A 25,589-nucleotide genomic window follows, 5' to 3' on the forward strand; every position below is an offset into this window, starting at 1 on the left:
CGGGGGACAACATCCAGATGGAGGTGGAGCTGATCAGCCCGATCGCGCTGGAGGAGGGGCTGCGGTTCGCGATCCGAGAGGGTGGCCGGACGGTGGGCGCGGGGGTCGTGACGAAGGTGGTCGACTAGCCATCGGCGCAAGGTCCGGCATGCCTCGACAGGCGACTGAGCCAGACGGAGGTTGACGTTGCCACGCGACATCATCACGCTGGCGTGCACGGTGTGCAAGCGGCGGAACTACGTGACGAACAAGAACAAGAAGAACGATCCGGACCGGATCGAGCTCTCCAAGTACTGCAAGTGGTGCCGCAAACACACGCCGCACCGCGAGACACGCTAGGAGGGCGCGATGCGGGAACGCGATCGAGAGATCCGGCGCCGCCGCCACCGCCGGGAGAAGCTGGCAAAGCTGATTTCACGCCTGGAGCGGGCCCAGACGCGCAGCGAAAAGGAGCGTCTGGTGCGCACGGCCTCCAAGCTTGCCCCGTGGAACTACCAGCAGTTTCAGCGCTACCTGTAGTACAATTCGCTTTGGCCGCTCCGTCGGGGGATGCGCCGCAGGGGCGTAGCTCGAACGGCTAGAGCGCTGGTCTCCAAAACCAGAGGTTGTGGGTTCGAATCCCGCCGCCCCTGCCAGGAAGGGATCCCTCGACGCCGACCGGAAGCTGACGGTCTGGCCCAATGCTCAACGTTTCCCGCGCGCAGACTTACAATGAAGCCATGCGGGCCGGCGTAGGTGTCTTCCTCGTCAGGACGGTTGGTCTCTTCCTGGCGGCGGTGCTCGCGGCCGCTCCGGCTCCGGTCTTTGCCCAGCCCACGCCGCGCGTGGTCGCGGTGGCCGACTTCTGGGACGCCAGCACCGGCGGGTTTCACATCGGAGCGGAGCGCCTGAGCGAACGTTTGGCCCGGGAACTGGCCAGCCGTTCGCCGGCCATCCAAGTCGTCCCGAGTTCTGAAGTGCGCACCGCCATGCGCGCCCGTGGGTATCGCCCCGCCGACCTGTACTCGCCGGCGCGGGCGAGCGAGTTGGCGCAGACCGTGGGTGCGCACTGGATCGTGACCGGGCGCTGGACGCACCTGGACATTCAGGAGATCGAGGTGCGCGCGTCTGAGTCTGCGATCCCCCCACCCCCGCGGCGCGTGATCGGACAGGCGGTGCTGGAGATCCGTGTGCTCGATGCGTCGTCGCGTCGCGTGCTCCTGGAGGAGACGTTCTGGGCGGCGTCGGATGGGTGGCACGGGCTGGACGCCCTCTGGGATGCCGCTGAGCGGGTCCTGGCGCTTGCGGCCGACCGCATCGCGCGCATGTAGCCTGACACCCACCAAGTCGGGTCGAAGGCGATCGTTTGACAGCCCCCGCGGGCGGTTCCTATAATCAGCGAAGCGCCCTCCGGGGCGTTCTTCTGCGTTGGGACGTTTTCGGGGGAGCTGCGCGATGGCCCGGGTCAGCGACTTGCTCAGACGGCAGGACAGACCGGCAGCGAGGGTTGCCCCTCGCCGCGGGCCTTCGGTGGCCGAACGGATCGGCCGGTATTTCCGGGAGATCCGTGCCGAACTGAACCGGGTGACCTGGCCGACCCGCCAGGAGCTGATCGCGTCCACGTTGGTCGTGATCGTCGTGGTCACGATCATGGCGCTGTACCTCGGCGCGTGGGACGCTGTCTTCACCTGGCTGTTCCAGAGAGTGCTCGTCCGCTAGGAGAGATCCGTGCACGAGGAACCGCGTACCGAACCGACCGGTGACGCCGAGACCGCAGCCGAGGCGGCCGTCGCCACGGCGGAGCCGAAGGACCCGCGCCGGCGCTGGTACGTCATCCACACGTACTCGGGCTACGAGAACAAGGTCAAGACCAACCTGGAGCGCCGCGTGGCATCGATGAACATGCAGAGCAAGATCTTCGAGGTCCTCATCCCCACCGAGGACGAGATCGAGGTCAAGGAAGGCAAGCGCCGGATTGCCAAGAGGAAGATCTACCCTGGCTACGTTCTGGTTGAGATGATCATGGACGACGACTCCTGGTACGTCGTTCGGAACACGCCGGGCGTCACCGGGTTCGTGGGGTCGGGGGCCCGTCCGGTTCCGCTGGACGAGAACGAGGTCAAGGTGATCCTGGGCCAGGTGACGGACGAGGTGCCCAAGCTGCGGATCAACTACCACAAGGGGGACACGGTCCGGATCACCTCCGGGCCGTTCCAGGAATTCACCGGCGTCGTGGATGAGATCCAGCCCGAAAAGGAGAAGGTGAGGGTCCTGGTCTCGATCTTCGGTCGCGAGACGCCGGTCGAGTTGGACTTCGCGCAGGTGGAGAGAACCTAGTCGACAGAGGCAGCGGGCATTTGGTCTGCTGCCCTCCGGGGTCTGGTCATGGCCAAGAAGGTCGTCGCGCGCGTCAAACTGCAGATCCAGGCCGGTAAGGCCACGCCGGCGCCGCCCGTGGGGACGGCGCTGGGCCCGCACGGCATCAACATCATGGAGTTCTGCAAGGCCTACAACGAGCGAACCGCCTCCCAGGCCGGCATGGTCGTACCTGCGGAGATCACGATCTACGCGGACCGCTCGTTCACCTTCGTGACGAAGACACCGCCGGCGTCCGTGCTGCTGAAGAAAGCGGCCGGCATCGAGACGGCGTCCGCGGAACCCAACAAGAAGAAGGTCGGGAAGGTAACCCGCAAGCAGGTGGAGGAGATCGCGAAGCTGAAGATGCCCGACCTCAACACGTCCTCGATCGAGTCGGCGATGCGGATGATCGAGGGAACGGCACGCAGCATGGGCATCGAGGTCGTGGGCTAGGATCTCGGATTGGCCCGGCGGTCCCCGGGCGCAGCAGCGGGAGGACGATCATGGCCAAGGCAGGTAAGCGGTACCTCGAAGCCGCCAAGCGCATCGACCGAACGAGACTGTACGATCCGGAAGAAGCCATCCGGCTCGTGAAGGACGGTGCCCGCGCGAAGTTCGACGAGACGATCGAGGCGGCGTTCCGTCTGGGCGTGGATCCCAAGCACGCCGACCAGCTCGTGCGGGGCACGGTCGTTCTGCCCCACGGCAGCGGCAGGCCCGTGCGGGTTCTCGTGTTCGCGAAGGGGGAGAAGGCGAAGGAGGCGGAGGGTGCTGGGGCGGACTTCGTGGGCGCCGAAGACCTCATCGAGAAGATTCAGGGGGGATGGATCGACTTCGATGTGGCGGTGGCGACGCCGGACATGATGGGGCAGGTGGGCCGGCTGGGGCGCATCCTGGGCCCGCGAGGCCTGATGCCCAACCCGAAGGCCGGCACGGTCACCCCAGACATCGCCAGGGCTGTGAGGGAGATCAAAGCCGGGAAGATCGAGTTCCGGGTGGACAAGTTCGGGATCGTCCACGCGCCCATCGGAAAGGCATCGTTCGACGAGCAGGCTCTGCGGGACAACTTCGCCGCCCTGACCGACGCGATCCTCAAGGCCAAACCGGCCGCGGCCAAGGGGACGTACCTGAAGAGCATCGCGCTGTCGTCGACCATGGGTCCGGCGGCTCGGGTGGACGCGGCGCAGGCGCAGGCGCTGGCCGCCGGCCGCGCGGCGTAGACCGTCGCCTGCTAGCAGCCGGGATCGACCACCGCCGGCGGGCGGGTGTGCGGGCTTGACGTGCCCGGTGCGGATTGGTTAGGATCAGCCGCGAATCGAATAGGTCCGCAGACCGCAGGACGCTGCCCCGGACGGGGGCAGGGGTAAAGCGCGAGCGCCTGCCGAGGACCGTCGGAACACCCAGGGCGTGGGTCGCCGCTCGTCAATCGAGAGGAGGCGGTCCGCGCGGGATCCGTCGGTGCCCGTCTGCGGGGCGCCGATTTCGTTTGGCGGCGTCGGTGCCGCCCCGATCGTGCGGAGGGTCGAGATGCCCAGACCCGAGAAGGTCGAGGCAGTCCAGAGGATCAAGGAGAAGATCCGCCGGGCCCAGGGCCTGGTGCTGACCGATTTCCGGGGCCTCAACGTGCCCGAGCTGGAGGCGTTGCGGGACGGGCTGCGCAAGACGAGCGCGGAGTACCGCGTCGTCAAGAACACCCTGTTGGCGATCGCCGCGGACGAGCTCGGGCTGGAGGGGCTGGAACGTTACCTGGTCGGACCGACTGCGATTGCGATCGGATACGACGATCCCGTCACGCCGGCGAGGGTCGTCCACGAGTTCATCCGCCAGTACCGCAAGCTCGAAGTCAAAGGGGGCGTCGTTGAGGGGAAGGTGGTCGATGCGGACACCATCAAGGCCCTGGCCGACCTTCCCGCCCGTCCGGAACTGATCGCGAGGGTCGTGGGCGGCGCGCGGGCGCCCCTGTATGGACTCGTGGGCGTGCTCACCGGGCTGCAGCGCAGCCTCGTGGGGGCCCTGGATCAGATTCGGCAGAAGCGGGCGGCAGGTGGTGCGTAGCAGATGGAGCAGGCATTCTAAGGGAGAACGGCGGACGGCCACAGGAGGGTAGCCATGGCAAAGATGAGCACGGCGGAGATCGTGGACGTGATCGGCAACCTGACGGTGTTGGAGCTGGCGGACCTGGTCAAGGCGCTGGAGGAGAAGTTCGGCGTGACCGCCGCAGCGCCGGTCGCCGTCGCAGCCGCTCCGGCGGCGGCCCCGGGCGCGGCGGTAGAAGAGCAGACCGAGTTCGACGTCATCCTCAAGGGCGCGGGGTCCAACAAGATCCAGGTCATCAAGGTGGTCCGCGAGTTGACGGGCCTGGGACTGAAGGAGGCCAAGGACCTGGTGGACGGCGCGCCCAAGCCGGTCAAAGAGAAGGTCACAAAGGAGGAGGCCGAGGCGATCCGGGCGAAACTCACCGAGGTAGGCGCAGAGGTCGAAGTCAAGTGAGCGGGCCCGGTACCGCCGGGTACGCTGTCCGTCCCGAACCGGTGGGAAGGGTGAGTCTTGCCGGTTGACGGGAAAATCCCCCGTGTGCTATTTTTCGAAGGTGCGTTTCGGCTAGGGGCCGGACGTACGGTTATCTTTTCCCGCGTTGCCGTCGCCGGTGGATCCGTCGGAGGAGGAACGGGCCGAGGAGTTGTGGATTCACAGGAGGAGCGAGGCTGTCCGGTTCAAGCCCCGCTTCTCGTTGTTTCCGGACTGGCCGATTTCCGACGGGTCGACGGCGGCTTCGCCCCCGGGGGGAGTTTGACACAGACGCCAGATTGGGTTCTCTGGTGCTGACCCGGCACGATCGTCCGTCTGGCCGCGACTGCGGCCGGGTGGCGTCGTGCGTGGGTTTCGTGTGTCTGTGACCGTTCCGCGACCGTCTCCACATCCCGGCGCTCGCCGGATCCACGGATGGAGGTGACCGCCACGAAAGCGTCCATGGAAGTGCGCAAGCAGCCCAACGGCCGGTTCGCGTTCGACCGTGTCCCGCGTCTGGGGACGGGCCGCATCGTCAGGCGCGGCCGCCGCGAACGGATCTCCTTCGGAAAGCTACCGGACGTGCTGGACCTCCCGGATCTGGTGGAGGTCCAGCGTCGATCGTTCCGCTGGTTCATCGAGGAAGGCATCCGCGAGGTCTTCGCCGAGGTCTCGCCGATCCAGGACTTCACCGGCAACCTCGAGCTGCACTTTGCGGTGCCGGACGAGAAGCGGCGGCGCAGGTCGGCTGACAACCCCGACATCTTCCGGTTCACGGAGGGCACGCTCGACTACGGCGGCTACTACTTCGAAGCGCCCAAGTACAGCGCCGACGAGTGCCGCGAGCGCGACGCCAACTACAGTGCCGCGCTGAAGGTCCGAGTCCGCCTGGTGATCAAGGAGACGGGGGAGATCAAGGAACAGGACGTCTTCATGGGCGACTTCCCGCTCATGACCCGCGACGGCACCTTCGTGATCAACGGCGCGGAGCGGGTCGTGGTCAGCCAGCTCGTGCGGTCGGCGGGTGTCTACTACAGCTACATCACAGACAGCAACGGGCGTCGGCTGCCCGCCGCGACGGTGATCCCCAGCCGCGGTGCGTGGCTGGAGTTCGAGATGGATGCCAGCGGCGGCGTGTTCGTTCGGATCGACCGCACGCGCAAGCTGCCGGCGACGGTTCTGCTGCGTGCGGTGGGATATGAGACCGATGAGATGCTGCGCCGGCTGTACGGCGACGACAAGGCCATCGTGGCCACGATGGAGAAGGACCCCACCCGGGATCGCAACTCCGCGATCATCGAGATCTACAAGCGGCTGCGGCCGGGGGATCCGCCCACGATCGAATCGGCCAGCAACCTCCTGCACACGCTGTTCTTCGAACCGCGGCGCTACGACCTCGGGCGGGTGGGGCGCTACAAGCTGAACAAGAAGCTCAACCTGGACGTCCCAGCGGACCAGCGGGTCCTGGCCCCGGAAGACATCGCGCAGATCGTCCGCTACCTCATCGCGCTGAACAACGGCGAGGGGGAGGTCGACGACATCGATCACCTGGGCAACCGCCGCGTGCGGTCGGTGGGTGAGCTGCTGCAGAACCAGTTTCGCATCGGTATGCTCCGCATGGAGCGCGTGATCCGGGAGCGCATGACGATCCAGGAGATCGGCCAGATCACCCCCCAGGTGCTGATCAACATCCGGCCGGTGACCGCGGCGATTAAGGAGTTCTTCGGGTCCAGCCAGCTTTCCCAGTTCATGGACCAGACCAACCCGCTGTCTGAGCTGCGGCACAAGCGGCGGCTGAGCGCGCTCGGACCGGGCGGGCTGAGCCGCGAACGTGCCGGATTCGAGGTGCGCGACGTCCACACCTCCCACTACGGCCGCATGTGCCCGATTGAGACGCCGGAAGGACCGAACATCGGGCTGATCTCCTCGCTGGCGACCTATGCCCGCGTCAGCGAGCTGGGGTTCATCGAGACGCCGTACCGACGGGTTCGGGGCGGGAAGGTCACCCGCGAGATCGTCTACCTGACCGCGGACGACGAGGAGCGGTACACCATCGCCCAGGCCAACGCTGAGGTGGACGAGCACGGGATGCTTGCGCCGCGCGTCGTCGCGCGGCAGGCGCACGGCCACCCCGTTCAGGTGGCCCGCGAGGAAGTGGACTTCATGGACGTCTCGCCCAAGCAGATCGTGTCGGTGACGACCGCACTGATCCCGTTCCTCGAGCACGACGACGGCACGCGGGCTCTGATGGGGTCCAACATGCAGACCCAGGCCGTACCGCTGATTCGGCCAGAGGCACCCCTCGTGGGCACCGGGGTCGAGCACCGCGTGGCCACCGATTCCGGCGCGGTCGTCGTCGCCGAGGAAGACGGGGTCGTCGAGTCGGTGTCGGCCGATGAGATCGTGGTCCGGGGCAGCCGGCGCATCGCGTACCGGCTGACAAAGTTCCGGCGCAGCAACCAGGGGACGTGCATCAACCAGCGCCCAATCGTGCGCTCCGGGCAGGAAGTCCACGCGGGCGAGATCCTCGCCGACGGGCCGTCGACCGACGGGGGCGAGCTGGCGCTGGGCCACAACGTCCTGGTCGCGTTCATGCCGTGGGAAGGATACAACTACGAGGACGCGATCCTAATCAGCGAGCGGCTGGTGAAGAAAGACCTGTTCACCAGCATCCACATCGAGGAGTACGAGGTCGAGGCCCGCGACACGAAGCTGGGGCCCGAGGAGATCACCCGGGACATCCCCAACATCGCCGAGGACGCTTTGCGCGACCTGGACGAGCGGGGGATCGTGCGCATCGGCGCCGAGGTACGTGCCGGCGACATCCTCGTCGGGAAGGTGACTCCCAAGGGCGAGACGGAGCTGACCGCCGAGGAGCGGCTGCTGCGCGCGATCTTCGGAGAAAAGGCGCGCGAGGTGCGCGACACCTCCCTGAAGGTGCCGCACGGGGAGAAGGGGAAGGTCGTCGGCGTCAAGGTGTTCAGCCGTGAGAACGGAGACGAGCTGTCGCCCGGCGTCAATCAGCTGGTCCGCGTCTACGTCGCCCAGAAGCGCAAGATCACGGTCGGCGACAAGATGGCCGGCCGCCACGGCAACAAGGGCGTCATCTCCCGCATCGTCCCTGAGGAGGACATGCCGTATCTGCCCGACGGGACGCCGGTGGACATCGTCCTGAACCCGCTGGGTGTGCCGAGCCGGATGAACGTCGGCCAGGTCCTTGAGACGCACCTGGGCTGGGTATGCGAGCAGATCGGCTTCTACGCGGAGGTGCCGGTGTTCGACGGCGCCCGCGAGTCGGAGATCGAGAACCTCCTGGAGCGCGCGGATCTTCCGCGCTCCGGGAAGATCCACCTGCGCGACGGCCGCACCGGGCTGCTGTTCGACCAGCCGTGCACGGTCGGACAGATCTACATGATGAAGCTGCTGCACCTGGTCGAGGACAAGATCCACGCGCGGTCCACCGGACCCTACAGCCTCATCACCCAGCAGCCGCTGGGGGGCAAGGCGCAGTTCGGCGGTCAGCGGTTCGGGGAGATGGAGGTCTGGGCGCTGGAGGCCTACGGCGCGGCGAGCACGCTGCAGGAGCTGCTGACCGTCAAGAGCGACGACGTTGTCGGCCGGGTGAAGACCTACGAGGCGATCGTCAAGGGGGAGAACATCCAGGAGCCCGGCGTGCCAGAGTCGTTCAAGGTCCTCATCAAAGAGCTGCAGGCCCTGTGTCTGGATGTCAAGGTCCTCAGCGAGGACCAGCGGGAGATCGAACTCAAGGAGATCGAAGAGGACGTCGTCGAGACGCAGCGCTCGCTGGGGATCAACCTCGAAGGCGAGGAAGCGCTGCTGGAGGAGCCGATCTAGTCAGAACCGTCCTGGAGGAGTCCAGTGCAGGACGTCAACAACTTCGATGCGGTGAAAATCGGCCTCGCCTCGCCCGAACAGATCCGGATGTGGTCCCGCGGCGAGGTCAAGAAGCCGGAGACGATCAACTACCGCACGCTGAAGCCCGAGCGTGACGGTCTGTTCTGCGAGCGGATCTTTGGGCCGCAGAAGGACTGGGAGTGCCACTGCGGCAAGTACAAGCGCATTCGCTACAAGGGCATCATCTGCGACCGGTGCGGGGTGGAGGTGACCCGGGCCAAGGTGCGCCGGGAGCGGATGGGCCACATCGAGCTGGCCGCGCCCGTCTGCCACATCTGGTACCTGAAGGGCGTCCCCAGCCGGATCGGGCTGCTGTTGGACATCTCCCCGCGGTCGCTGGAGCGGGTCGTCTACTTCGCCGCCTACCTGGTCATCGACCCCGGCTCGGTGAAGGAGCTGCAGAAGAAGCAGCTGCTGACCGAGAACGAGTACCGCGAGCTGCGCGAGAAGTACGGCAACGCCTTCCGGGCTGCCATGGGGGCCGAGGCTGTCAAGGAGCTGCTCGTGGAGATGGACCTCGATCAGGAGGCCAAGCGCCTGCGTGCGGAGATCGCCAGCAGCACCGGCCAGAAGCGGATCAAGATCCTCAAGCGACTGGAGGTCGTAGAGGCATTCCGCAAGAGCGGCAATCGTCCAGAGTGGATGATCCTCGACGTGATCCCCGTGATCCCACCGGATCTGCGGCCCATGGTACAGCTGGACGGAGGGAGGTTCGCGACCAGCGACCTCAACGACCTGTACCGAAGGGTGATCAACCGGAACAACCGGCTGAAGCGGTTGCTGGACCTGGGGGCGCCCGAGATCATCGTCCGCAACGAGAAGCGGATGCTGCAGGAGGCGGTGGACGCGTTGATCGACAACGGGCGCCGCGGCCGGCCCGTGACCGGTCCGAACAACCGCCCCCTGAAGTCGCTGAGCGATCTGCTGAAGGGCAAGCAGGGCCGATTCCGGCAGAACCTGCTGGGCAAGCGGGTGGACTACTCCGGGCGCTCGGTGATCGTCGTCGGACCCAAACTCAAGCTGCACCAGTGCGGTCTGCCTAAGGAGATGGCGATCGAGCTGTTCAAGCCGTTCGTCATGAAGAAGCTCGTCGAGCGCAACCTGGCCCAGAACATCAAGAACGCCAAGCGCATGGTGGAGCGGCAGCGGCCGGAGGTGTGGGACGTGCTGGAGGACGTGGTGCGCGAGCACCCCGTGCTGCTGAACCGTGCTCCGACGCTCCACCGGCTCGGGATCCAGGCGTTCGAGCCCGTGCTGATCGAGGGCAAGGCGATCCAGATCCATCCGCTGGTGTGCACCGCGTACAACGCGGACTTCGACGGAGACCAGATGGCCGTGCACGTGCCCCTGGGGGCGGCGGCGCAGGCCGAGGCGCGCATCCTGATGCTGTCCGCGTACAACATCCTGCTGCCGGCGTCCGGGAAGGCCGTCGCGAGTCCGCAGCGTGACATCATCCTCGGCTGTTACTACCTGACGCAGGAGAAAGAGGGCGTGCGCGGAGAGGGCAAGGTGTTCTCCACCCCCGCCGAGGCCGTGCTGGCCTACGAACACGGCACCGTGGACGTGCACGCTCGGGTCAAGGTTCGGCTGGCCCCGGGAACGGAGCCCATCGAGACGACCGTCGGACGCATCATCTTCAACGAGGCGATCCCCGAGGAACTGCGGTTCGTGGACCAGGTCTGCGACCGAAAGATCCTGTCGCAGATCGTCTCCGACGCCTACACGCGGCTGGGGCCGACGAAGACCGCCCAGCTTTTGGACGCGCTGAAGGACCTCGGATTCCGGTTCGCCACACAGTCGGGTCTGAGCATCGCGATGGCGGACATCGTCCCGCCCCCCGAAAAGGAGCGCCTGCTGGCCGAAGCGCAAAGGCGCGTGGACACGATCGATACCCAGTACCGGCGGGGGCTCATCACCGACGAGGAGCGCTACCTCCGGACGGTGGACGTCTGGAACGAGGCGACCGAGGCGGTCACGAATGCGATGCTCAAGCACTTCGACGTTTTCAACCCGCTGTACATGATGGCGCTCAGCGGTGCGCGGGGAAACATCCAGCAGATCCGGCAGCTCGCCGGGATGCGGGGCCTGTTCACCGATCCGTCGGGTCGGATCATCGAGATCCCGATCAAGAGCAACTTCCGCGAGGGCCTCACCGTCCTCGAGTACTTCATCGGGATGCACGGGCAGCGCAAGGGGCTGGCGGACACCGCGATCCGTACGAGCGAGTCCGGATATCTGACCCGGCGCCTGGTCGACGTCGCCCAGGACGTCATCATCCGCGAGGAGGACTGCGGCACGGCTCGCTATGTAATCATGGAGCCGATCCGCGAGGGCGACGAGGTCACCGTTCCCCTGCGCGATCGGATCACTGGGCGTGTGGCGGCGGACGACGTCGTGCCGTCTCGGCACCGCAAACCGCTGGTGGCCGCCGGCGAAGAGATCACGGAAGAACTCGCCGAAGCGATCGAAGAGGCCGGCATCACCGCGGTGCCCGTGCGGTCGGTGCTCACCTGCGAGACGCGCTACGGGGTGTGCAGCAAGTGCTACGGCCGCAACCTGGCGACCGGCAAGCCCGTGGAGATCGGAGAGGCGGTGGGCATCATCGCCGCTCAGTCCATCGGCGAGCCGGGCACCCAGCTCACGATGAGGACGTTCCACACGGGCGGGGTGGCCGGGTTCGACATCACGCAGGGTCTGCCGCGCGTGGAGGAGCTGTTCGAGGCGCGCAAGCCCAAGGGGCAGGCACTCATCGCGGAGATCTCCGGGAAGGTCTCGATCGAGGAAGCGAGGGTGCGCAAGATCGTGATCGCGACCAAGGATCGCAGGGTGGAGTACAACGTGCCGTTCGGGCAACGGTTGCTCGTCCAGGACGGCGACCGGGTGGAGGCCGGGCAGCGCCTGACCGAGGGGTCGGCGAACCCGCACGACATCCTGCGGATCCAGGGCGTGGAGGCGGTGCAGCGGTACCTGGTACAGGAGATCCAGGGCGTCTATCGGTCGCAGGGCGTCGAGATCAACGACAAGCACATCGAGGTGATCGTCCGCCAGATGCTGCGTCGGGTGAAGGTCCGCGACGAGGGCGACACGGAGCTGCTGCCAGGCGAGGTGGTGGACCTGTTCACCCTGCGCGAGGAGAACCGCCGCGTGGAGGAGCGGGGCGGCCGGCCGGCGACCTACGACCCGGTGCTGATGGGGATCACGAAGGCGTCGCTGGCGACCGAATCGTTCCTGTCGGCCGCGTCGTTCCAGGAGACGGCCCGGGTGCTCACCGATGCGGCGACCCGGGGCAAGGTGGATCCGCTGATCGGGCTGAAGGAGAACGTCATCATCGGCAAGCTGATCCCGGCCGGCACGGGGATGGCCCGCTACCGTCAGATCAAGGTGGCGGCACAGCTCTGAGCCCGTCGGACAACGCACACGAGGGGGCCCGGATCCGCAGAGGACCCGTGGCCCCCTGCTCTCGGGTGCACCCCGTTGCCCCGAGGGCGGTGAACTGATGCGGTCGGTCTTCGCTCACGTCCCCGCCGAAGGCATCGCCACGCTGGGGTGGCACGACTGGAACCCAGACCCCCTGGTCGTCCTCGGGTTGGCTGCCATCACCCTCCTGTACCACCTGCATCCGAGGATCCAGCCGCGCCACGGTCACGTCGTGGCGTTCTGGGCGGCCCAGGCCGCTTTGGTCGTCGCGCTGCTCTCGCCGCTGGAGGTGGGGGCGGCCTACCTGTTCTGGCTGCACATGCTGCAGCACTTGATCCTGACCCTTGTTGCGGCACCGCTGTTCGTCCTCGCCACGCCGGTGGGGTTCTTGGGGTGGCTGTCGCGACGTCCGCTCGTCGGTGCGGTGCTGGACTTCCTGTGGGCACCCTGGCCGGCGCTGGTCGGGTACAATGCGGTCTTCCTGTTCTGGCACCTCCCGCCCGCGTACAACCTCACGCTGCACAGCAACGCGGTGCACGTCGTACAGCATCTGACGTTCTTGGCATCGGCGGTCGTCTTCTGGGGCGTCGTGCTGGGGTCGGCGCCCCGTCGGATCCCCTACGGGGTTCGGATCGCCGTCGTGGTTGCCACAGCGGTGGTGCAGTTCATCCCCGCCTTCGTGATCGCACTGTCGGACCGCGTGCTCTATGCATACGCGGACGCCCCGCGCCTGTGGGGTTGGTCGGCCTTGGACGACCAGCGGTTCGGCGGGGCACTGATGTGGGTGCTGATGAACCTCGCGTACGTGACCGCGGCGCTTGCCCTGCTCGTCCCCGCCCTGCGCCAGGAGGGCACACGCCGCGGCGCCCACCACGCATGAAGGGAAGGTGCCCCGACGGAGGTGACCGGTGCCTGGATGAGTCGAGTCAGAACAACAGCAGCGCGTCCGGCCAGAGGGCGAAGTACAGGACGACGATCAGGATCATCGGCAGACCGATCATGTACGTGAGCGTCCGGCGCTCGAACTTCAGGTGCATGAAGTAGGCCATGATGAGCACCGCCTTCGCGATCGCCATGCCCACCAACCCGAGCACCATGAGCACCCGCGGGATGTGGAGGAAGGTGATCCCGACCTCGGCAATCGTGATGATCAGCAGCCAGAACCACGTCGTGCCGTAGACGCGATAGCCGTGATCCTCGGCGTGCGGCCCGCTCGGATGTGCCTGCGGTTCCATCGACCCCTCCGCTCCTCCGTCTTCCGCCGCTAGATCAGGTACATCAACGTGAACACGAACACCCACACCAGATCGACGAAGTGCCAGTACAGCCCTGCGTTCTCGACGCGGTCGGCGCGCGTCTGCAGGTCCACGGGGATCGGCTGTGGGGAGCCCTCTTCGACGACCTCCACCGCTTCGGCGGGCAGCATCGCGGCGTTGTTGGTGGTCTTGCCGGGAACGAGGACGACGAGTTTGCCCCACGATGGGTGCACGCGTTCGACCGTCGTCTCCGCCCGATCCGGCTGCGTGAGCAGGCGGACCTTCGCGCCGGGGTCGATGCGGCGGCCGGCGTGGTCGCGCAGGGGGTGGCGCCACGCCTCGAGTTCATGCCGTTCGCGCCGCGCCCGCAAAAAGACGTACATGAGGTAGATGACGCCGCTGGTGACGTGGCTGCCGTGGAACCCCGTGATGATGAAGAACGTGGCACTGAACGCCGGAACGCCCCAGGGATTGGATCCCAGCCGCGCTCCCTCGTGGATGAAGTGCGTCCACTCGTAGGCCTGCATGCCCAAGAAGGTTAGGCCGCCCAGGATCGTCAGCAACAGGAACCGCTCCACGAGGAGGTGGTCGCCGCGCTTGGCGGCGTGCACCGCGACGGCCATCGTCGCGCTGCTAGTGATCAGGATGAACGTCATCGTGCCAACCAGCTCCAGTCCGAACACCTCGGCCTGGTGCGGCCAGGTCCCGGCGACCGCCCGCGCGGCGCCGTAGGCGGCCAGCAGGCCGCCGAACGTGAAGGCGTCGGAGAGGATGAAGACCCACATCATGAGCTTTCCCCACCCGATGCCGAAGGGGGAGACGCCGCCGCCCCACTGTCCTGCGGGCCGGCGTTGTGCGACCGCCTGTGCCATCTAGAACCTCCTGAACCCGCACCCGGCCCGCCGACGGCGGTCGGGTAGGCGGTGGATCGGCATCAGATCCAGAAGAGTACGGTGAACAGGTAGATCCACAGGCCGGCGAGGAAGTGCCAGTAGATGGCAAGCCCGTCCGCGGCCGCCCGCAGCGTCCTGTCGTGCCGAGCAGCCCGCCCGGCGACCAGAGCCATCCCCGCGAACCCCCCGAGCAGGTGCACAACGTGCGCACCCGTCAGGAGGTAGAAGTACGAGCTGTGCGGGTTGGTTGCGAGGTAGACGCCCGCAGCCGCCAGGGTCTGCCAGGTGGCGAACTGGCCGACCACGAACGCCACTCCGAACCCCACCGCCCAGCGAAGCCGGCGGCCGAGGGCCGCGGTGTCGCCAAATCGCAGCGCCGCGCGGGCCCGTTCGACCGCCAGGCTGCTGGCGGCGATCGCCACGGTCGTCAGCCACAGCATCGGCGGAGCCGAAATCGCGGCCCACTCTCCGGAGGCCCTGCGGACCAGCAGCGCGCTGGTGAGCGCGACAAAGAACATCGCTATCGCGCCGACCAGCAGCCACGTCGCCATCGGCACGGCGCGCGGCGGCGTCCAGGCCAACCCGTGCCCCGAACCGTCGCCATCGCCGGGAGGTCGACGGCGCGGCGGTGCCGGCGGCTTGATCTCACGGACGGTGATCGTCACGTCGGTTGCTCACCAGCGGATGGTTCCCACCCATCGGTCCTACCCTTCCGATGCTAGTGGTGCCTCGCCTCCTCCACCCCGGCTTCCTCCGGCGTGAGCCACTGCGGCACGAAGTCCTCCTTGGCGCCCGGCACGCTGTACTCATACGGTCCGCGGTAGACGGAGGGGATCTCGCCGTGCCAGTTGCCGTGCGGGGGCGGGCTGTCGGCGTGCCACTCGAGCGTCGTGCCCCGCCACGGGTTCCGGCCGGCGCGGGGGCCGCTCGCCAGGCCCCACAGGATGTTGTACGCGAGCACCAACCCGCCGATGAAGATCAAAAACGCGCTGAGGGTGATGAACACGTTCAACGGCTGCAGCTTGGCGAGATACGGGAAGGCCTCCGTGGAGAAGATCCGGCGGTGCATCCCCGCGGTGCCCAAGTAGTACATGGGGAAGAACGTTCCGTAGATCCCGATCATGGTCAACCAGAAGTGCAGTCGGCCCAACCGCTCGTCGAGCATGCGGCCGAACATCTTCGGAAACCAGAAGTAAATGCCGGCGAAGATCCCGAACAGCGACGCCGCGCCCATCACGAGGTGGAAGTGGCCGACGACGAAGAACGTGTCGTGCAGCGGGATGTCCAGCGGCGCATTGCCCAAGAAGATGCCGGTCAGTCCGCCGGCGACGAACAGCGAAATGAACCCGATGGCGAACAGCATCGCTGACGAGAAGTAGATCTTCCCCCGCCACAGCGTCGCCAGCCAGTTGAACGTCTTCACCGCGGATGGCACAGCGATCAGCAGCGTCGTGACGGCGAACGCGGTACCCAGCAGCGGATGCATCCCGCTCACGAACATGTGGTGCGCCCACACGAGGAAGCTCAGCAGCGTGATCGCCATCATGGAGGCGACCATCGCCGTGTATCCGAAGATCGGCTTTCGCGAGAAGTTGGCGAGCACGTCGGAGACGATCCCCATGGGAGGCAGGATCACGATGTAGACCTCGGGGTGGCCGAAGAACCAGAAGAGGTGCTGCCACAGGAGGGGATTGCCGCCCGTGTGGTCGATCACCTGTCCGCCAACCACCAGGCCGGCGGGCACGAAGAAGCTGGTCCCGGCGACCCGGTCGAACAACAACAAGATGCCCGCGGCCAGCAGCACCGGAAACGACAAGAGGGCCAGAATCGAGGTCAAAAACAGGCCCCACACCGTCAGCGGCATGCGGCTCAGGGTCATCCCCGGGGTCCGCATTTGGAGGATCGTCGTGATGTAGTTCAGCGATCCGAACAGCGAAGAGACGATGAAGATGGCGATCGCCACGATCCACAGCGTCTGGCCCATGCCCGAGCCGGGAGCGGCCTGCGGCAGGGCGCTCAGCGGCGGATATGCGGTCCAGCCGGCGCTGATCGGGCCCCCGGGCACGAAGAAGCTGGCCAGCAGCGGCACGATCGACAGCGCGTACGTCCAGTACGAGAGCATGTTGATGAACGGGAAGGCCATGTCGCGCGCCCCGATCTTTAGCGGGATCAGGAAGTTCCCGAAGCCCCCCACGAGCGCGGGAGTCAACACGAAGAAGATCATGATCGTCCCGTGCATCCCGACCACTGCGATGTACTGGTCGGCCTGCAGGACGCCGGCGTCCGGCCAGGCGAGCTGGGTCCGGATCAGCATCGCGAGGGCGCCTCCGACCAGCAGCATGAACAGGGAGGTCAGCAGGTACTGGATGCCGATGACCTTGTGGTCCTGACTGAAGACGTACTTTCGCCAGAAGCTCTGTTCGACGTGTACTTCCGGATGGGCCGCGTGGGTTTGGGCGGTCGCCATCGGTGTCACCTCCGCGCCTGCTCGGCCATCCAGCGGTCGAACTCCTCCTGTGTCACGACGCGCACCTGGCCCCGCATCGTGTAGTGCCCGACGCCGCACAGCTCGGCGCAGGCCAGGTCGAAGGTCCCGGTCTGCGTCGGAGTGAACACGATCTCGGTGGTCGCGCCAGGCACCAGGTCCTTCTTCATGCGGAACGCCGGCACGAAGAAGCTGTGTTGCACATCCCGGGTCCGCAGCAACACGCGGGCCGGGCGATCGACGACCAACAGGATCTCCGGGCTGACGATGTCGTCGGCGGCTGCCGGGTCCGTTGGGTCAACGTTGAACGGTTCGCGCACGCGCAGATCCGTTCGACCGAGCTGGCCGTCGGGCCCCGGGTAGCGGGCCGTCCAGGCGAACTGTTCGCCGCGGACTTCCACGACGTGCGCGTCGGCGGGGGAGGCGAGTGTGATCCGCAACCACAGCACGAGCCCGGCCACGCTGAGCGCGACCATGGCGATTGCCGGGATGATCGTGTAGGTCAGCTCCAATTTGAGGTGGAACGGAAAGTAGTGGGCGCGGGCGCCCGGACGCGCGCGGTAGCGGATGACGAAGTAGCCAAGCAGGACGTGGATGAGGATGAAGACCAGTCCGGTCGTCCACAGGGTCACGTCGAACAACCAGTCCAGATCGGCCCCCTCGCGCGACGCCAGCGGCGGGAACCACCACGCGCGCCGGGCGTACAGCGTACCGACCAGACCTGCGAGCATGAACAACCAGAACAGCAGACCCAGACCGAGGCCGGACCGCTGCGTGCGCTCGAGCGCAGCGTGCTCAGAGCGATCTTCCACGGGGAGTTGACCCTCCAGACGTTCTGACCCAGGAGCGGAATGTCGCGCCCCTAGACAGCGTTCTGGGATCGGTGCGCAAACCCCTGCCCGGTGTCGCAAAAACGGGAACCGCCCCGACGCCGCCCCGGCGTCGCCGGCCGTTCCCTCCGTCTAATACTATAGGATTGCGGGCAAGCCGTGCGATCACAGCGACGCTGGGAGCTGCGTGGCGCACGCATTGACAACGTGCAGCCGAGCGTCTATGCTCGGAAAGGTTGTCTGGCGGCGGGCCGGACTCGGGTAGGGAAGACTGGGAACCGTGACGCTGGACGCCCTGAAGGAAGCGCCTAAGCGGGTTGTCGGAGCGCATCAGACGGCCAAGGCCATCGCGCGAGGCCGCGCGGTGGTCGTGTTCGTATCCCGGGATGCGGCCCGCAGGATCACAGAGCCGGTCGTGCGTGCCGCCGAAGAACGGGGCCTGCCGGTGGTCGAGGTCGAAACCGGCAGGGAGCTCGGTCGGGCCTGCGGGATTGCGGTCGGTGCAGCGGCGGCCGCCATCCTGCGGTCGTAAGGGTTGTACACGCCCCCGGCGACGCGGCCGGTGGGAGTGCCGCGAACCGGGGTGTACTGCTCTCTCGGGGCCACAAGGTCCCAAGCGTGCACGCGGTGGCCGGGTCTGCACGGCCGGCGGGCCGTCCGCATCGACCCGGCCGCGTGGCGGCTGAACGCGCCGCAGGAATCCGATCGCCACGAGCTTCGGGCCCACCGGGGCTCCTCTGGCAGGACGATCGGGGACCGTATGGCGCGGGCGCAAAACCGAGTCGCGACAAACTCGTAGCGACGACCGGCCGCGGTTGCGTCCACCCCGCAGCTGGGTCTTCGCACGCGAAGGCTGGCGGCAGCGCGGCGCGCGAAGGGGTGCGGCCGGCTGGCAGCGGAATGCGCGTCGGTTCGTCAGGGTTACAAGCAGGGTCTTGCCGGGAGGGGCGGATGCCGACGATCAACCAGTTGCTTCGCAAGGGCCGGGAGCCGCTGGGGCACAAGAGCAAGTCCCCAGCGCTCCAGCGCAACCCGTTCAAGCGGGGCGTGTGCATCCAGGTCAAGACGATGACGCCCAAGAAGCCGAACTCGGCGCTGCGGAAGATCGCCCGTGTGCGGTTGACCAACGGCATCGAGGTGACGGCGTACATCCCCGGGATCGGCCACAACCTTCAGGAGCACTCGGTGGTTTTGGTTCGCGGCGGTCGTGTTCCGGATCTTCCGGGCATCCGCTACCACATCATCCGCGGCGCGCTCGACGCCGCGGGTGTGGCGAACCGTCGCCGCGGCCGCAGCAAGTACGGAGCGAAGCGACCCAAGTGATGGCGGAGGCGGGCAATGCCGAGGAAGGGACCGGTTCCTCGCCGTAAGATCGCGCCAGACGTGACGTACCGAAGCGTGAGCGTGGCGCGGGTCATCAACAAGGTGATGCAGCGGGGCAAGAAGAGCCTGGCGGAACGCATCGTGTACGGTGCGCTGAAGCGCGTCGAGGAGAAGACAGGGCAAGATCCCGTGCGCGTGCTCGACAAGGCGCTGAGCAACATCATGCCCGTGCTCGAAGTCAAGGCCAGGCGCGTGGGCGGCGCCAACTACCAGGTCCCGGTCGAGGTGCGACCCGACCGGCGAACGTCGCTGGGCATCCGGTGGTTGGTGCAGTACGCACGGCAGCGCCCGGGCCGGGGGATGATGGACAAGCTGGCGCAGGAGATCCTCGATGCCTCCCAGGGCCAAGGCGGCGCCGTGAAGCGGCGTGAGGAAGTGCACAAGATGGCAGAGGCGAACAAGGCCTTCGCGCATTACCGGTGGTGAGCGCACCGCCGGTCGAGGTGGCGTAGTGGCAGGGAGAGTTCCGCTGAGCAAGATTCGCAACATCGGCATCGTCGCCCACATCGACGCGGGCAAGACGACGACGACCGAGCGCATCCTCTTCTACACGGGCCGGGTGCACCGTCTGGGCGAGGTGGACGAGGGGTCGGCGACGATGGACTGGATGGTGCAGGAGCGCGAGCGGGGGATCACGATCACATCCGCCGCTACGACCTGCATGTGGCGGGATCACCGCATCAACATCATCGACACGCCCGGCCACGTGGACTTCACGATCGAGGTCGAGCGCTCCCTGCGCGTGTTGGACGGTGCCGTCGTGGTGCTCAGTGGTGTGGAGGGCGTTCAGCCGCAGTCCGAGACGGTGTGGCGGCAGGCGGACCGGTACGGCGTGCCCCGCATCCTCTACGTCAACAAGATGGATCGCACCGGCGCGGACTTCCTCCGCGTCGTCGAGATGGTACGCGAGCGGCTCGCTGCGCCGGCCGTTCCGATCCAGCTGGCGATCGGCGCGGAGGAGCGATTCGAGGGCGTCGTCGACCTGGTGCGCATGAAGTCGATCATCTACCTGGACGACCTGGGCACACGGTCCGACGTGACGGCGATTCCCGACAGCATGGCGGAGTTGGCGGCCCGCTACCGCGAACAACTGGTGGAAGCTGCCGCGGAATTCGACGATGAGGTCATGCACAAGTATCTGGAGGGACAGCCACCCACGGAGGACGAGTTGCGCCGGGCGATCCGCCGCGGTACGGTGAGCGGCAAGCTCATCCCTGTGCTGGCGGGCTCTTCGTTCCGGAACAAGGGCGTACAGCCCCTGCTGGACGCGGTAGTCGATTACCTGCCGTCCCCCGCGGACGTCGCAGCCATCCGCGGGACGAATCCGAAGACCGGCGAAATCGAGGAGCGTCCGACGGACCCGAGCGCGCCGTTCGCCGCCCTGGCGTTCAAGATCATGACCGACCCGTACGTCGGGAAGCTCACGTACTTTCGCGTGTACTCGGGAACGCTGCAGGCTGGCTCGTACGTCTTCAACGCCACTCGAGGCGTGCGTGAGCGCGTGAGCCGGTTGCTGCAGATGCACGCGAACCACCGGGAGGACATCCCCGAAGTGACCGCCGGCAACGTCGTCGCCGCCGTCGGCCTGAAGGAGACGACGACCGGCGATACGCTGTGCGATGAGAGCGCCCCGATCCTCCTCGAGGCGATGCAGTTTCCCGAACCCGTGATCTCGGTCGCCGTTGAACCCAAGACGAAGGCCGATTCCGACAAGCTCGGCACGGCGCTCGCCAAACTCGCCGAGGAGGACCCTTCGTTCCGAGTGCGCTTCGACAACGAGACCGGGCAGACGATCATCGCCGGGATGGGGGAACTGCACCTGGAGATCATCACCGACCGGCTGGTGCGCGAGTTCCGGGTCGAGGCGAACGTCGGGCGACCCCAGGTCGCCTACAAGGAGACGATCCGGCAGGGTGCGCGCGGCGAGGGCCGGTTCGTGCGGCAGACCGGTGGGCGTGGGCAGTACGGGCACGCCGTGATCGAGATCGAACCGCTGCCGCGCGGGGGCGGGTTCGAGTTCGTGGACAGGATCACGGGTGGGGCGATCCCTCGGGAGTTCATCCGACCCGTGGAAGAGGGAATCCGCGAGGCGCTGGAGACCGGGGTCGTGGCCGGATACCCGATGGTCGACATCCGGGCGATCCTCGTGGACGGCTCCTACCACGAAGTGGACTCGTCGGAGGTCGCCTTCAAGATCGCCGGGTCGATGGCACTCAAGGACGCCGTGCAGAAGGCCCGACCGGTCCTGCTGGAGCCGGTGATGAAGGTCGAAGTCACCACGCCGGAGCCGTACATGGGTGATGTGATCGCCGACCTCAATGCGCGCCGTGGGCGCATCCAGGCGATGGAGCAGCGCGGAAACCTGCGGGTGATCCTGGCGCTGGTGCCGCTGGCGGAGATGTTCGGGTACGCGACGGACCTGCGATCCCGGACCCAGGGGCGCGGCGTCTACACGATGGAGTTCTCGCACTACGAAGAAGTACCCGGCGGAGTCGCGGAGGACATCACGAAGACGCGGATGGCTGTGGCGAGAGCGTGACCGACACGGAGGGATGGGATGGCCAAGCCGAAGTTTGAGCGGACGAAGCCGCACGTGAACATTGGGACGATTGGGCATGTAGATCATGGGAAGACGACGTTGACGGCGGCGATCACGCATGCGTTGGCGCACTATGGGATGGCGCAGCCGAAGGGGTATTACGACATTGACAATGCGCCTGAGGAGCGGGAGCGTGGGCTGACGATCAGCATCAGTCATGTGGAGTACGAGACGGAGGCGCGGCATTACGCGCACGTGGATTGTCCTGGGCATGCGGACTATGTGAAGAACATGATTACGGGCGCGGCGCAGATGGATGGGGCGATTTTGGTGGTGAGTGCTGCGGACGGGCCGATGCCGCAGACGCGGGAGCACATTTTGTTGGCGCGGCAGGTGAACGTTCCGTACATTGTGGTGTTTTTGAACAAGGTGGACATGGTAGATGATCCGGAGTTGTTGGAGTTGGTGGAGGTGGAGGTTCGGGACTTACTGAACACGTACAAGTTTCCTGGGGACGAGGTTCCGGTGGTACGTGGAAGTGCGTTGCGGGCGTTGGAGGCGTTGCAGGGGAATCCGCAGTTGCGGCGTGGGGAGGACAGGTGGGTGGATGCGATCTACGAGTTGATGGACGCGGTGGACAGTTACATACCGACGCCGCAGCGGGATGTGGACAAGCCGTTTTTGATGAGTGTGGAGGACGTATTTACGATCACGGGGCGTGGGACGGTGGCGACGGGGCGAGTGGAGCGTGGGCGGGTGAAGGTGGGGGAAGAGGTAGAGATTGTGGGGTTGCGTCCGGCGGCGCAGCGGACGGTGGTGACGGGGCTGGAGATGTTTCGGAAGGTACTGGACGAGGCGGTGGCGGGGGACAACATTGGGGTTTTGCTGCGTGGGGTTGAGCGGGACGAGGTTGAGCGGGGGATGGTGCTGGCGAAGCCTGGGAGCATCAAGCCACACGTGAAGTTTTTGGCTGAGGTGTACGTCTTGACGAAGGAGGAGGGGGGGCGGCACACGCCGTTTTTCACGGGGTATCGGCCGCAGTTTTACTTTCGGACGACGGACGTGACGGGGACGGTGAAGTTGCCGGATGGGGTGGAGATGGTGATGCCGGGGGACAACATCCAGATGGAGGTGGAGCTGATCAGCCCGATCGCGCTGGAGGAGGGGCTGCGGTTCGCGATCCGAGAGGGTGGCCGGACGGTGGGCGCGGGGGTCGTGACGAAGGTGGTCGACTAACCGGAGGTGACCGGTGGCGCAGAAGATCCGGATCAAGCTGAAGGCGTTCGATCACCGCGTACTCGACCAGTCGGCGGCGACCATCGTCGACAGCGTGCGCCGCAGCGGCGCGCGCATCTCGGGACCGATCCCCCTGCCGACCGACCGGCGGATCTACACGGTGATCCGATCACCGCACACGGATAAGGAGTCCATGGAGCACTTCCAGGTACTGACACACAAGCGTCTGATCGACATCCTGGAACCGACGCAGAAGACGGTGGATTCCCTGATGACGCTGGATCTACCCGCGGGCGTGGACATCGAGATCAAACTGTAGCCGCCGTTCCCCGGGAGGGATGGCCGATGACAGCGATCCTTGGGCGCAAGATCGGAATGACGCAGGTCTTCGACGCCGCCGGAAATCTGGTTCCCGTGACGGTGGTCCAGGCCGAGCCGAATGTGGTGGTCGACGTGCGGACGCCCGAGCGCGACGGGTACCGGGCGATCCGGGTTGGATTCGAGGAAATCCCGGAGCGGCGGGTCAACAAGCCGATGCGCGGTGTGTTCGCGCGGGCCGGCGTGCGGCCGCGTCGAGTGGTGCGCGAGGTGCGGCTGCGCAACGGCGAGGAGTTCCAGATCGGGCAGGAGATCTCCGTGAGGATCTTCCAGGACGGCGACCGGGTGGACGTAACGAGCACGAGCAAGGGCAAGGGGTTCGCCGGCGCAATGAAGCGCCATGGGTTCGGCGGTCAGCGCGATTCACACGGCGTGTCGCTGATGCACCGCGCAGTGGGATCGCTGGGAACATCCGGCGTGGGTCGGGTGTGGCCGGGTAAACGGATGCCCGGTCGCATGGGCGCAGAGCGGGTGACGATCCGCGGGCTGTCGGTCGTCCGCGTGGATCCGGAGCGCAACCTGCTGCTGATCCGAGGCGGTCTGCCGGGGCGCCGCGGGGCGCTCGTGATGGTGAGGAAGGCGCGATGAAGGGCGGGGATCGCTCGAGGACGGCACAGACGGCCGGGACGGTGCCGAGAGCACCCGTCTACAGCGCCTTGGGGGAGCGCATCGACGAGGTAGAGTTGACCCAGGCGGTGTTCGGGATCCGTCCCCACAAGGCCGTCGTCCACCAGGCCCTCGTGGCGGAACTGGCGGGCGAGCGCGCCAGGGGGGCTTCGACCAAGACGCGCGGCGAGGTGGCGGGGAGCACGCGGAAGATCTGGAGACAGAAGGGCACGGGACGCGCGCGGCACGGCAGCCGCAAGGCCCCGATCTTTGTGGGGGGCGGGATCGTGTTCGGCCCCAGACCGCGTGACCACACCCAACGCCTGCCGAAGGCAATGCGCCGCCTGGCAGTCCGGTCCGTGCTTTCGGATGCGGTCCGCGATGGCCGTCTGATCGTCGTCGAAGGCTTCGGGATAACAGAGGGGAGGACACGGGAGCTGGTGGACCTCCTCGATGGCCTGGAGGTCGAAGGCCGAACGGCGCTCATCGCCGCGTCTGAGGACCGCCTGGTGCGGAGGGCGGCCCGGAATCTGCCGGATGTGACGGTCCTCAGCCCCGACGACCTGAGCCTGGCACCGCTGCTGGCCGCACAACGGGTCGTGATCGACCGGGCCGCGCTGGCGGCGATGGAGAGGGTTCTGTCATGAGGGACCCCCGTGACATCCTGCGCCGCCCGCACATCACCGAGAAGTCGATGCGCGGTGTGGAGGCGGGCAAGTACACGTTCGAGGTGGCGCGCGACGCCACGAAACCCGCGATCCGGGAGGCCGTCGAGCGGATCTTCGACGTCCAGGTCGCGAAGGTGAACGTGATCAACATCCCCGGGCGGGTCAAGAAGCGCGGGCGCCACACGTACCGGACGCCGGACCGCAAGAAGGCGGTGGTGACGCTGCGTCCGGGCGAGAAGATCGATCTCGAGAAGATGATGTAGGGCGGTTTGACGTCTGGCCGCCCGGAGGCAACCGATGGGCATCAAGCGCTTCAAACCGACGACCCCAGGCCGGCGGTTCGCCACGGCCTACACCTTCGACGAGATCACGAAGGACAGGCCCGAGAAGTCCCTGCTCCGCCCGTTGCGGAGGCACGCGGGCCGGAACAACCAGGGGCGGGTTACGACGCGCCACCGCGGGGGCGGTCACAAGCGGCGATACCGGGTGGTCGACTTCCGGCGCGACAAAGACGGCGTGCCGGCTAGGGTCGCGGCCATCGAGTACGATCCGAACCGCTCGGCGCGGATTGCGTTGCTGCACTACGCCGATGGTGAGAAGCGCTACGTCCTGGCGCCCGTCGGACTAGCGGTGGGCGACACCGTGGTATCGGGCGAGGAGGCGGAGATCCGTCCCGGCAACACGTTGCCCCTGGGCAGCATCCCGGTGGGCACCATGGTCCACAACATCGAGTTGCAGCCGGGGCGGGGCGGGCAGATGGTCCGCGCGGCCGGAGGTGCCGCGCAGATCATGGCTAAGGAGGGCGAGTGGGCGACGCTGCGTCTGCCCTCCGGCGAGATGCGCAAGGTGTCCGTGCGCTGTCGGGCGACCGTGGGGCAGGTCGGCAACCTTGAGCACGAGGCAATCAAGCTGGGCAAGGCCGGGCGCAAGCGGTGGCTGGGCATCCGGCCGACGGTGCGTGGGGTCGCTCAGGACCCCCGCAGCCACCCCCACGGGGGCGGTGAGGGGAAGTCGCCGATCGGCATGCCCGGCCCGGTGTCGCCGTGGGGCAAACCCACCCTGGGCAAGAAGACGCGCAGACCGGCCAAGCCCAGCGACAAGTACATCGTGAAGCGGCGCAAGTGAGCATACGACCACG

Annotated in this window: 28 protein-coding genes and 1 tRNA gene; 24 read left to right on the forward strand and 5 right to left on the reverse strand. The window is 66.8% G+C overall.

Annotation, left to right across the window (positions count from 1 at the left end; all coding sequences use genetic code 11):
* The 14 genes from tuf (QN163_08080) to QN163_08145 form a co-directional block, all read left to right on the forward strand.
* Positions 1 to 128 (forward strand): elongation factor Tu (tuf, locus tag QN163_08080; GenBank protein ID MDR5683968.1); only part of this gene is annotated, 128 nt, incomplete at its 5' end.
* A 58-nt stretch (positions 129 to 186) separates the two neighbouring features.
* Positions 187 to 339 carry a 50S ribosomal protein L33 gene (gene rpmG, locus QN163_08085; protein MDR5683969.1) on the forward strand — a complete coding sequence of 51 codons (153 nt, stop codon included), beginning with the start codon at positions 187 to 189 and terminating at the stop codon, positions 337 to 339.
* A gap of 9 nt (positions 340 to 348) precedes the next feature.
* Entirely contained in the window at positions 349 to 519 is a 171-nt protein-coding gene (locus QN163_08090; protein MDR5683970.1) for a hypothetical protein, read from the forward strand.
* Positions 520 to 558: 39 nt separating this feature from the next.
* Positions 559 to 635, forward strand: a tRNA-Trp gene (locus QN163_08095).
* 45 nt (positions 636 to 680) lie between these two features.
* On the forward strand, positions 681 to 1,310 hold the full coding sequence (locus tag QN163_08100; protein MDR5683971.1) for a hypothetical protein: 630 nt from the start codon (positions 681 to 683) through the stop codon (positions 1,308 to 1,310).
* Positions 1,311 to 1,434: 124 nt separating this feature from the next.
* The gene (secE, locus tag QN163_08105; GenBank protein ID MDR5683972.1) at positions 1,435 to 1,698 is read left to right on the forward strand and encodes a preprotein translocase subunit SecE; all 264 of its coding nucleotides are present in this window, start codon (positions 1,435 to 1,437) and stop codon (positions 1,696 to 1,698) included.
* 114 nt (positions 1,699 to 1,812) lie between these two features.
* On the forward strand, positions 1,813 to 2,316 hold the full coding sequence (gene nusG / locus QN163_08110; GenBank protein ID MDR5683973.1) for a transcription termination/antitermination protein NusG: 504 nt from the start codon (positions 1,813 to 1,815) through the stop codon (positions 2,314 to 2,316).
* A 48-nt stretch (positions 2,317 to 2,364) separates the two neighbouring features.
* Positions 2,365 to 2,790, forward strand: coding sequence for a 50S ribosomal protein L11 (gene rplK / locus QN163_08115; GenBank protein MDR5683974.1), 426 nt, complete (start codon positions 2,365 to 2,367; stop codon positions 2,788 to 2,790).
* Positions 2,791 to 2,840: 50 nt separating this feature from the next.
* Positions 2,841 to 3,557, forward strand: a complete 717-nt coding sequence (gene rplA, locus QN163_08120) for a 50S ribosomal protein L1 (protein ID MDR5683975.1) — start codon at positions 2,841 to 2,843, stop codon at positions 3,555 to 3,557.
* Positions 3,558 to 3,864: 307 nt separating this feature from the next.
* Positions 3,865 to 4,392: a 50S ribosomal protein L10 gene (rplJ, locus tag QN163_08125; GenBank protein ID MDR5683976.1), complete on the forward strand. Its 528-nt coding sequence runs from the start codon at positions 3,865 to 3,867 to the stop codon at positions 4,390 to 4,392.
* Positions 4,393 to 4,446: 54 nt separating this feature from the next.
* Positions 4,447 to 4,827, forward strand: coding sequence for a 50S ribosomal protein L7/L12 (gene rplL / locus QN163_08130; GenBank protein MDR5683977.1), 381 nt, complete (start codon positions 4,447 to 4,449; stop codon positions 4,825 to 4,827).
* A gap of 480 nt (positions 4,828 to 5,307) precedes the next feature.
* Positions 5,308 to 8,700: a DNA-directed RNA polymerase subunit beta gene (rpoB, locus tag QN163_08135; GenBank protein MDR5683978.1), complete on the forward strand. Its 3,393-nt coding sequence runs from the start codon at positions 5,308 to 5,310 to the stop codon at positions 8,698 to 8,700.
* 24 nt (positions 8,701 to 8,724) lie between these two features.
* On the forward strand, positions 8,725 to 12,159 hold the full coding sequence (gene rpoC / locus QN163_08140) for a DNA-directed RNA polymerase subunit beta' (protein MDR5683979.1): 3,435 nt from the start codon (positions 8,725 to 8,727) through the stop codon (positions 12,157 to 12,159).
* Positions 12,160 to 12,256: 97 nt separating this feature from the next.
* Entirely contained in the window at positions 12,257 to 13,057 is an 801-nt protein-coding gene (locus tag QN163_08145) for a cytochrome c oxidase assembly protein (protein MDR5683980.1), read from the forward strand.
* 46 nt (positions 13,058 to 13,103) lie between these two features.
* Here QN163_08145 and QN163_08150 read toward each other — a convergent pair whose 3' ends face one another.
* From QN163_08150 to QN163_08170, 5 genes are all read right to left on the reverse strand, one after another.
* A complete protein-coding gene (locus QN163_08150; protein ID MDR5683981.1) occupies positions 13,104 to 13,412 on the reverse strand; it encodes a cytochrome C oxidase subunit IV family protein in 309 nt (102 codons plus the stop codon).
* Between the two features lie 29 nt (positions 13,413 to 13,441).
* Positions 13,442 to 14,305 (reverse strand): cytochrome c oxidase subunit 3, encoded by an 864-nt coding sequence (locus QN163_08155; GenBank protein ID MDR5683982.1) that lies wholly within the window; start codon positions 14,303 to 14,305, stop codon positions 13,442 to 13,444.
* A 62-nt stretch (positions 14,306 to 14,367) separates the two neighbouring features.
* Positions 14,368 to 14,991 carry a cytochrome c oxidase subunit 3 gene (locus QN163_08160; GenBank protein MDR5683983.1) on the reverse strand — a complete coding sequence of 208 codons (624 nt, stop codon included), beginning with the start codon at positions 14,989 to 14,991 and terminating at the stop codon, positions 14,368 to 14,370.
* Positions 14,992 to 15,044: 53 nt separating this feature from the next.
* A complete protein-coding gene (locus tag QN163_08165; GenBank protein MDR5683984.1) occupies positions 15,045 to 16,793 on the reverse strand; it encodes a cbb3-type cytochrome c oxidase subunit I in 1,749 nt (582 codons plus the stop codon).
* Between the two features lie 5 nt (positions 16,794 to 16,798).
* Positions 16,799 to 17,623, reverse strand: coding sequence for a cytochrome c oxidase subunit II (locus QN163_08170; protein MDR5683985.1), 825 nt, complete (start codon positions 17,621 to 17,623; stop codon positions 16,799 to 16,801).
* Positions 17,624 to 17,921: 298 nt separating this feature from the next.
* Here QN163_08170 and QN163_08175 point away from each other — a divergent pair, with 298 nt between their 5' ends.
* The 10 genes from QN163_08175 to rplB all read left to right on the forward strand — a co-directional run bounded on the left by QN163_08175 (position 17,922) and on the right by rplB (position 25,576).
* The gene (locus QN163_08175; GenBank protein MDR5683986.1) at positions 17,922 to 18,173 is read left to right on the forward strand and encodes a ribosomal L7Ae/L30e/S12e/Gadd45 family protein; all 252 of its coding nucleotides are present in this window, start codon (positions 17,922 to 17,924) and stop codon (positions 18,171 to 18,173) included.
* Between the two features lie 419 nt (positions 18,174 to 18,592).
* Positions 18,593 to 18,964: a 30S ribosomal protein S12 gene (rpsL, locus tag QN163_08180; GenBank protein ID MDR5683987.1), complete on the forward strand. Its 372-nt coding sequence runs from the start codon at positions 18,593 to 18,595 to the stop codon at positions 18,962 to 18,964.
* A gap of 15 nt (positions 18,965 to 18,979) precedes the next feature.
* Positions 18,980 to 19,450, forward strand: coding sequence for a 30S ribosomal protein S7 (gene rpsG / locus QN163_08185; protein ID MDR5683988.1), 471 nt, complete (start codon positions 18,980 to 18,982; stop codon positions 19,448 to 19,450).
* Between the two features lie 25 nt (positions 19,451 to 19,475).
* Complete coding sequence (gene fusA / locus QN163_08190) at positions 19,476 to 21,563, forward strand: elongation factor G (GenBank protein ID MDR5683989.1); 2,088 nt, start codon at positions 19,476 to 19,478, stop codon at positions 21,561 to 21,563.
* An 18-nt stretch (positions 21,564 to 21,581) separates the two neighbouring features.
* Positions 21,582 to 22,799, forward strand: coding sequence for an elongation factor Tu (gene tuf / locus QN163_08195; protein ID MDR5683990.1), 1,218 nt, complete (start codon positions 21,582 to 21,584; stop codon positions 22,797 to 22,799).
* 13 nt (positions 22,800 to 22,812) lie between these two features.
* Positions 22,813 to 23,118, forward strand: coding sequence for a 30S ribosomal protein S10 (gene rpsJ, locus QN163_08200; protein MDR5683991.1), 306 nt, complete (start codon positions 22,813 to 22,815; stop codon positions 23,116 to 23,118).
* Between the two features lie 26 nt (positions 23,119 to 23,144).
* Positions 23,145 to 23,765: a 50S ribosomal protein L3 gene (rplC, locus tag QN163_08205; GenBank protein ID MDR5683992.1), complete on the forward strand. Its 621-nt coding sequence runs from the start codon at positions 23,145 to 23,147 to the stop codon at positions 23,763 to 23,765.
* A 41-nt stretch (positions 23,766 to 23,806) separates the two neighbouring features.
* The gene (gene rplD / locus QN163_08210) at positions 23,807 to 24,430 is read left to right on the forward strand and encodes a 50S ribosomal protein L4 (GenBank protein MDR5683993.1); all 624 of its coding nucleotides are present in this window, start codon (positions 23,807 to 23,809) and stop codon (positions 24,428 to 24,430) included.
* Positions 24,427 to 24,714, forward strand: coding sequence for a 50S ribosomal protein L23 (gene rplW / locus QN163_08215; protein MDR5683994.1), 288 nt, complete (start codon positions 24,427 to 24,429; stop codon positions 24,712 to 24,714). Before rplD ends, rplW begins: the two co-directional genes overlap by 4 nt.
* Before the next feature lie 34 nt (positions 24,715 to 24,748).
* Complete coding sequence (rplB, locus tag QN163_08220; protein MDR5683995.1) at positions 24,749 to 25,576, forward strand: 50S ribosomal protein L2; 828 nt, start codon at positions 24,749 to 24,751, stop codon at positions 25,574 to 25,576.
* The last annotated feature ends 13 nt before the right edge of the window (positions 25,577 to 25,589 follow it).

The sequence above is a fragment of the Armatimonadota bacterium genome, from assembly GCA_031432545.1.
GTDB lineage: Bacteria > Sysuimicrobiota > Sysuimicrobiia > Sysuimicrobiales > Sysuimicrobiaceae > Caldifonticola > Caldifonticola tengchongensis.

Coding starts and splice junctions, on each gene's coding strand:
- QN163_08155 (MDR5683982.1), bottom strand. CDS start 14,305: ATGGCACAGGCGGTCGCACAACGCCGGCCCGCAGGACAGTGGGGCGGC.
- rpsL (MDR5683987.1), top strand. CDS start 18,593: ATGCCGACGATCAACCAGTTGCTTCGCAAGGGCCGGGAGCCGCTGGGG.
- rplJ (MDR5683976.1), top strand. CDS start 3,865: ATGCCCAGACCCGAGAAGGTCGAGGCAGTCCAGAGGATCAAGGAGAAG.
- rpsG (MDR5683988.1), top strand. CDS start 18,980: ATGCCGAGGAAGGGACCGGTTCCTCGCCGTAAGATCGCGCCAGACGTG.
- QN163_08150 (MDR5683981.1), bottom strand. CDS start 13,412: ATGGAACCGCAGGCACATCCGAGCGGGCCGCACGCCGAGGATCACGGC.
- QN163_08100 (MDR5683971.1), top strand. CDS start 681: ATGCTCAACGTTTCCCGCGCGCAGACTTACAATGAAGCCATGCGGGCC.
- tuf (MDR5683990.1), top strand. CDS start 21,582: ATGGCCAAGCCGAAGTTTGAGCGGACGAAGCCGCACGTGAACATTGGG.
- rplC (MDR5683992.1), top strand. CDS start 23,145: ATGACAGCGATCCTTGGGCGCAAGATCGGAATGACGCAGGTCTTCGAC.
- rplW (MDR5683994.1), top strand. CDS start 24,427: ATGAGGGACCCCCGTGACATCCTGCGCCGCCCGCACATCACCGAGAAG.
- secE (MDR5683972.1), top strand. CDS start 1,435: ATGGCCCGGGTCAGCGACTTGCTCAGACGGCAGGACAGACCGGCAGCG.
- QN163_08145 (MDR5683980.1), top strand. CDS start 12,257: ATGCGGTCGGTCTTCGCTCACGTCCCCGCCGAAGGCATCGCCACGCTG.
- rplA (MDR5683975.1), top strand. CDS start 2,841: ATGGCCAAGGCAGGTAAGCGGTACCTCGAAGCCGCCAAGCGCATCGAC.
- rplB (MDR5683995.1), top strand. CDS start 24,749: ATGGGCATCAAGCGCTTCAAACCGACGACCCCAGGCCGGCGGTTCGCC.
- QN163_08165 (MDR5683984.1), bottom strand. CDS start 16,793: ATGGCGACCGCCCAAACCCACGCGGCCCATCCGGAAGTACACGTCGAA.
- QN163_08090 (MDR5683970.1), top strand. CDS start 349: ATGCGGGAACGCGATCGAGAGATCCGGCGCCGCCGCCACCGCCGGGAG.
- rplK (MDR5683974.1), top strand. CDS start 2,365: ATGGCCAAGAAGGTCGTCGCGCGCGTCAAACTGCAGATCCAGGCCGGT.
- rpoB (MDR5683978.1), top strand. CDS start 5,308: ATGGAAGTGCGCAAGCAGCCCAACGGCCGGTTCGCGTTCGACCGTGTC.
- rplL (MDR5683977.1), top strand. CDS start 4,447: ATGGCAAAGATGAGCACGGCGGAGATCGTGGACGTGATCGGCAACCTG.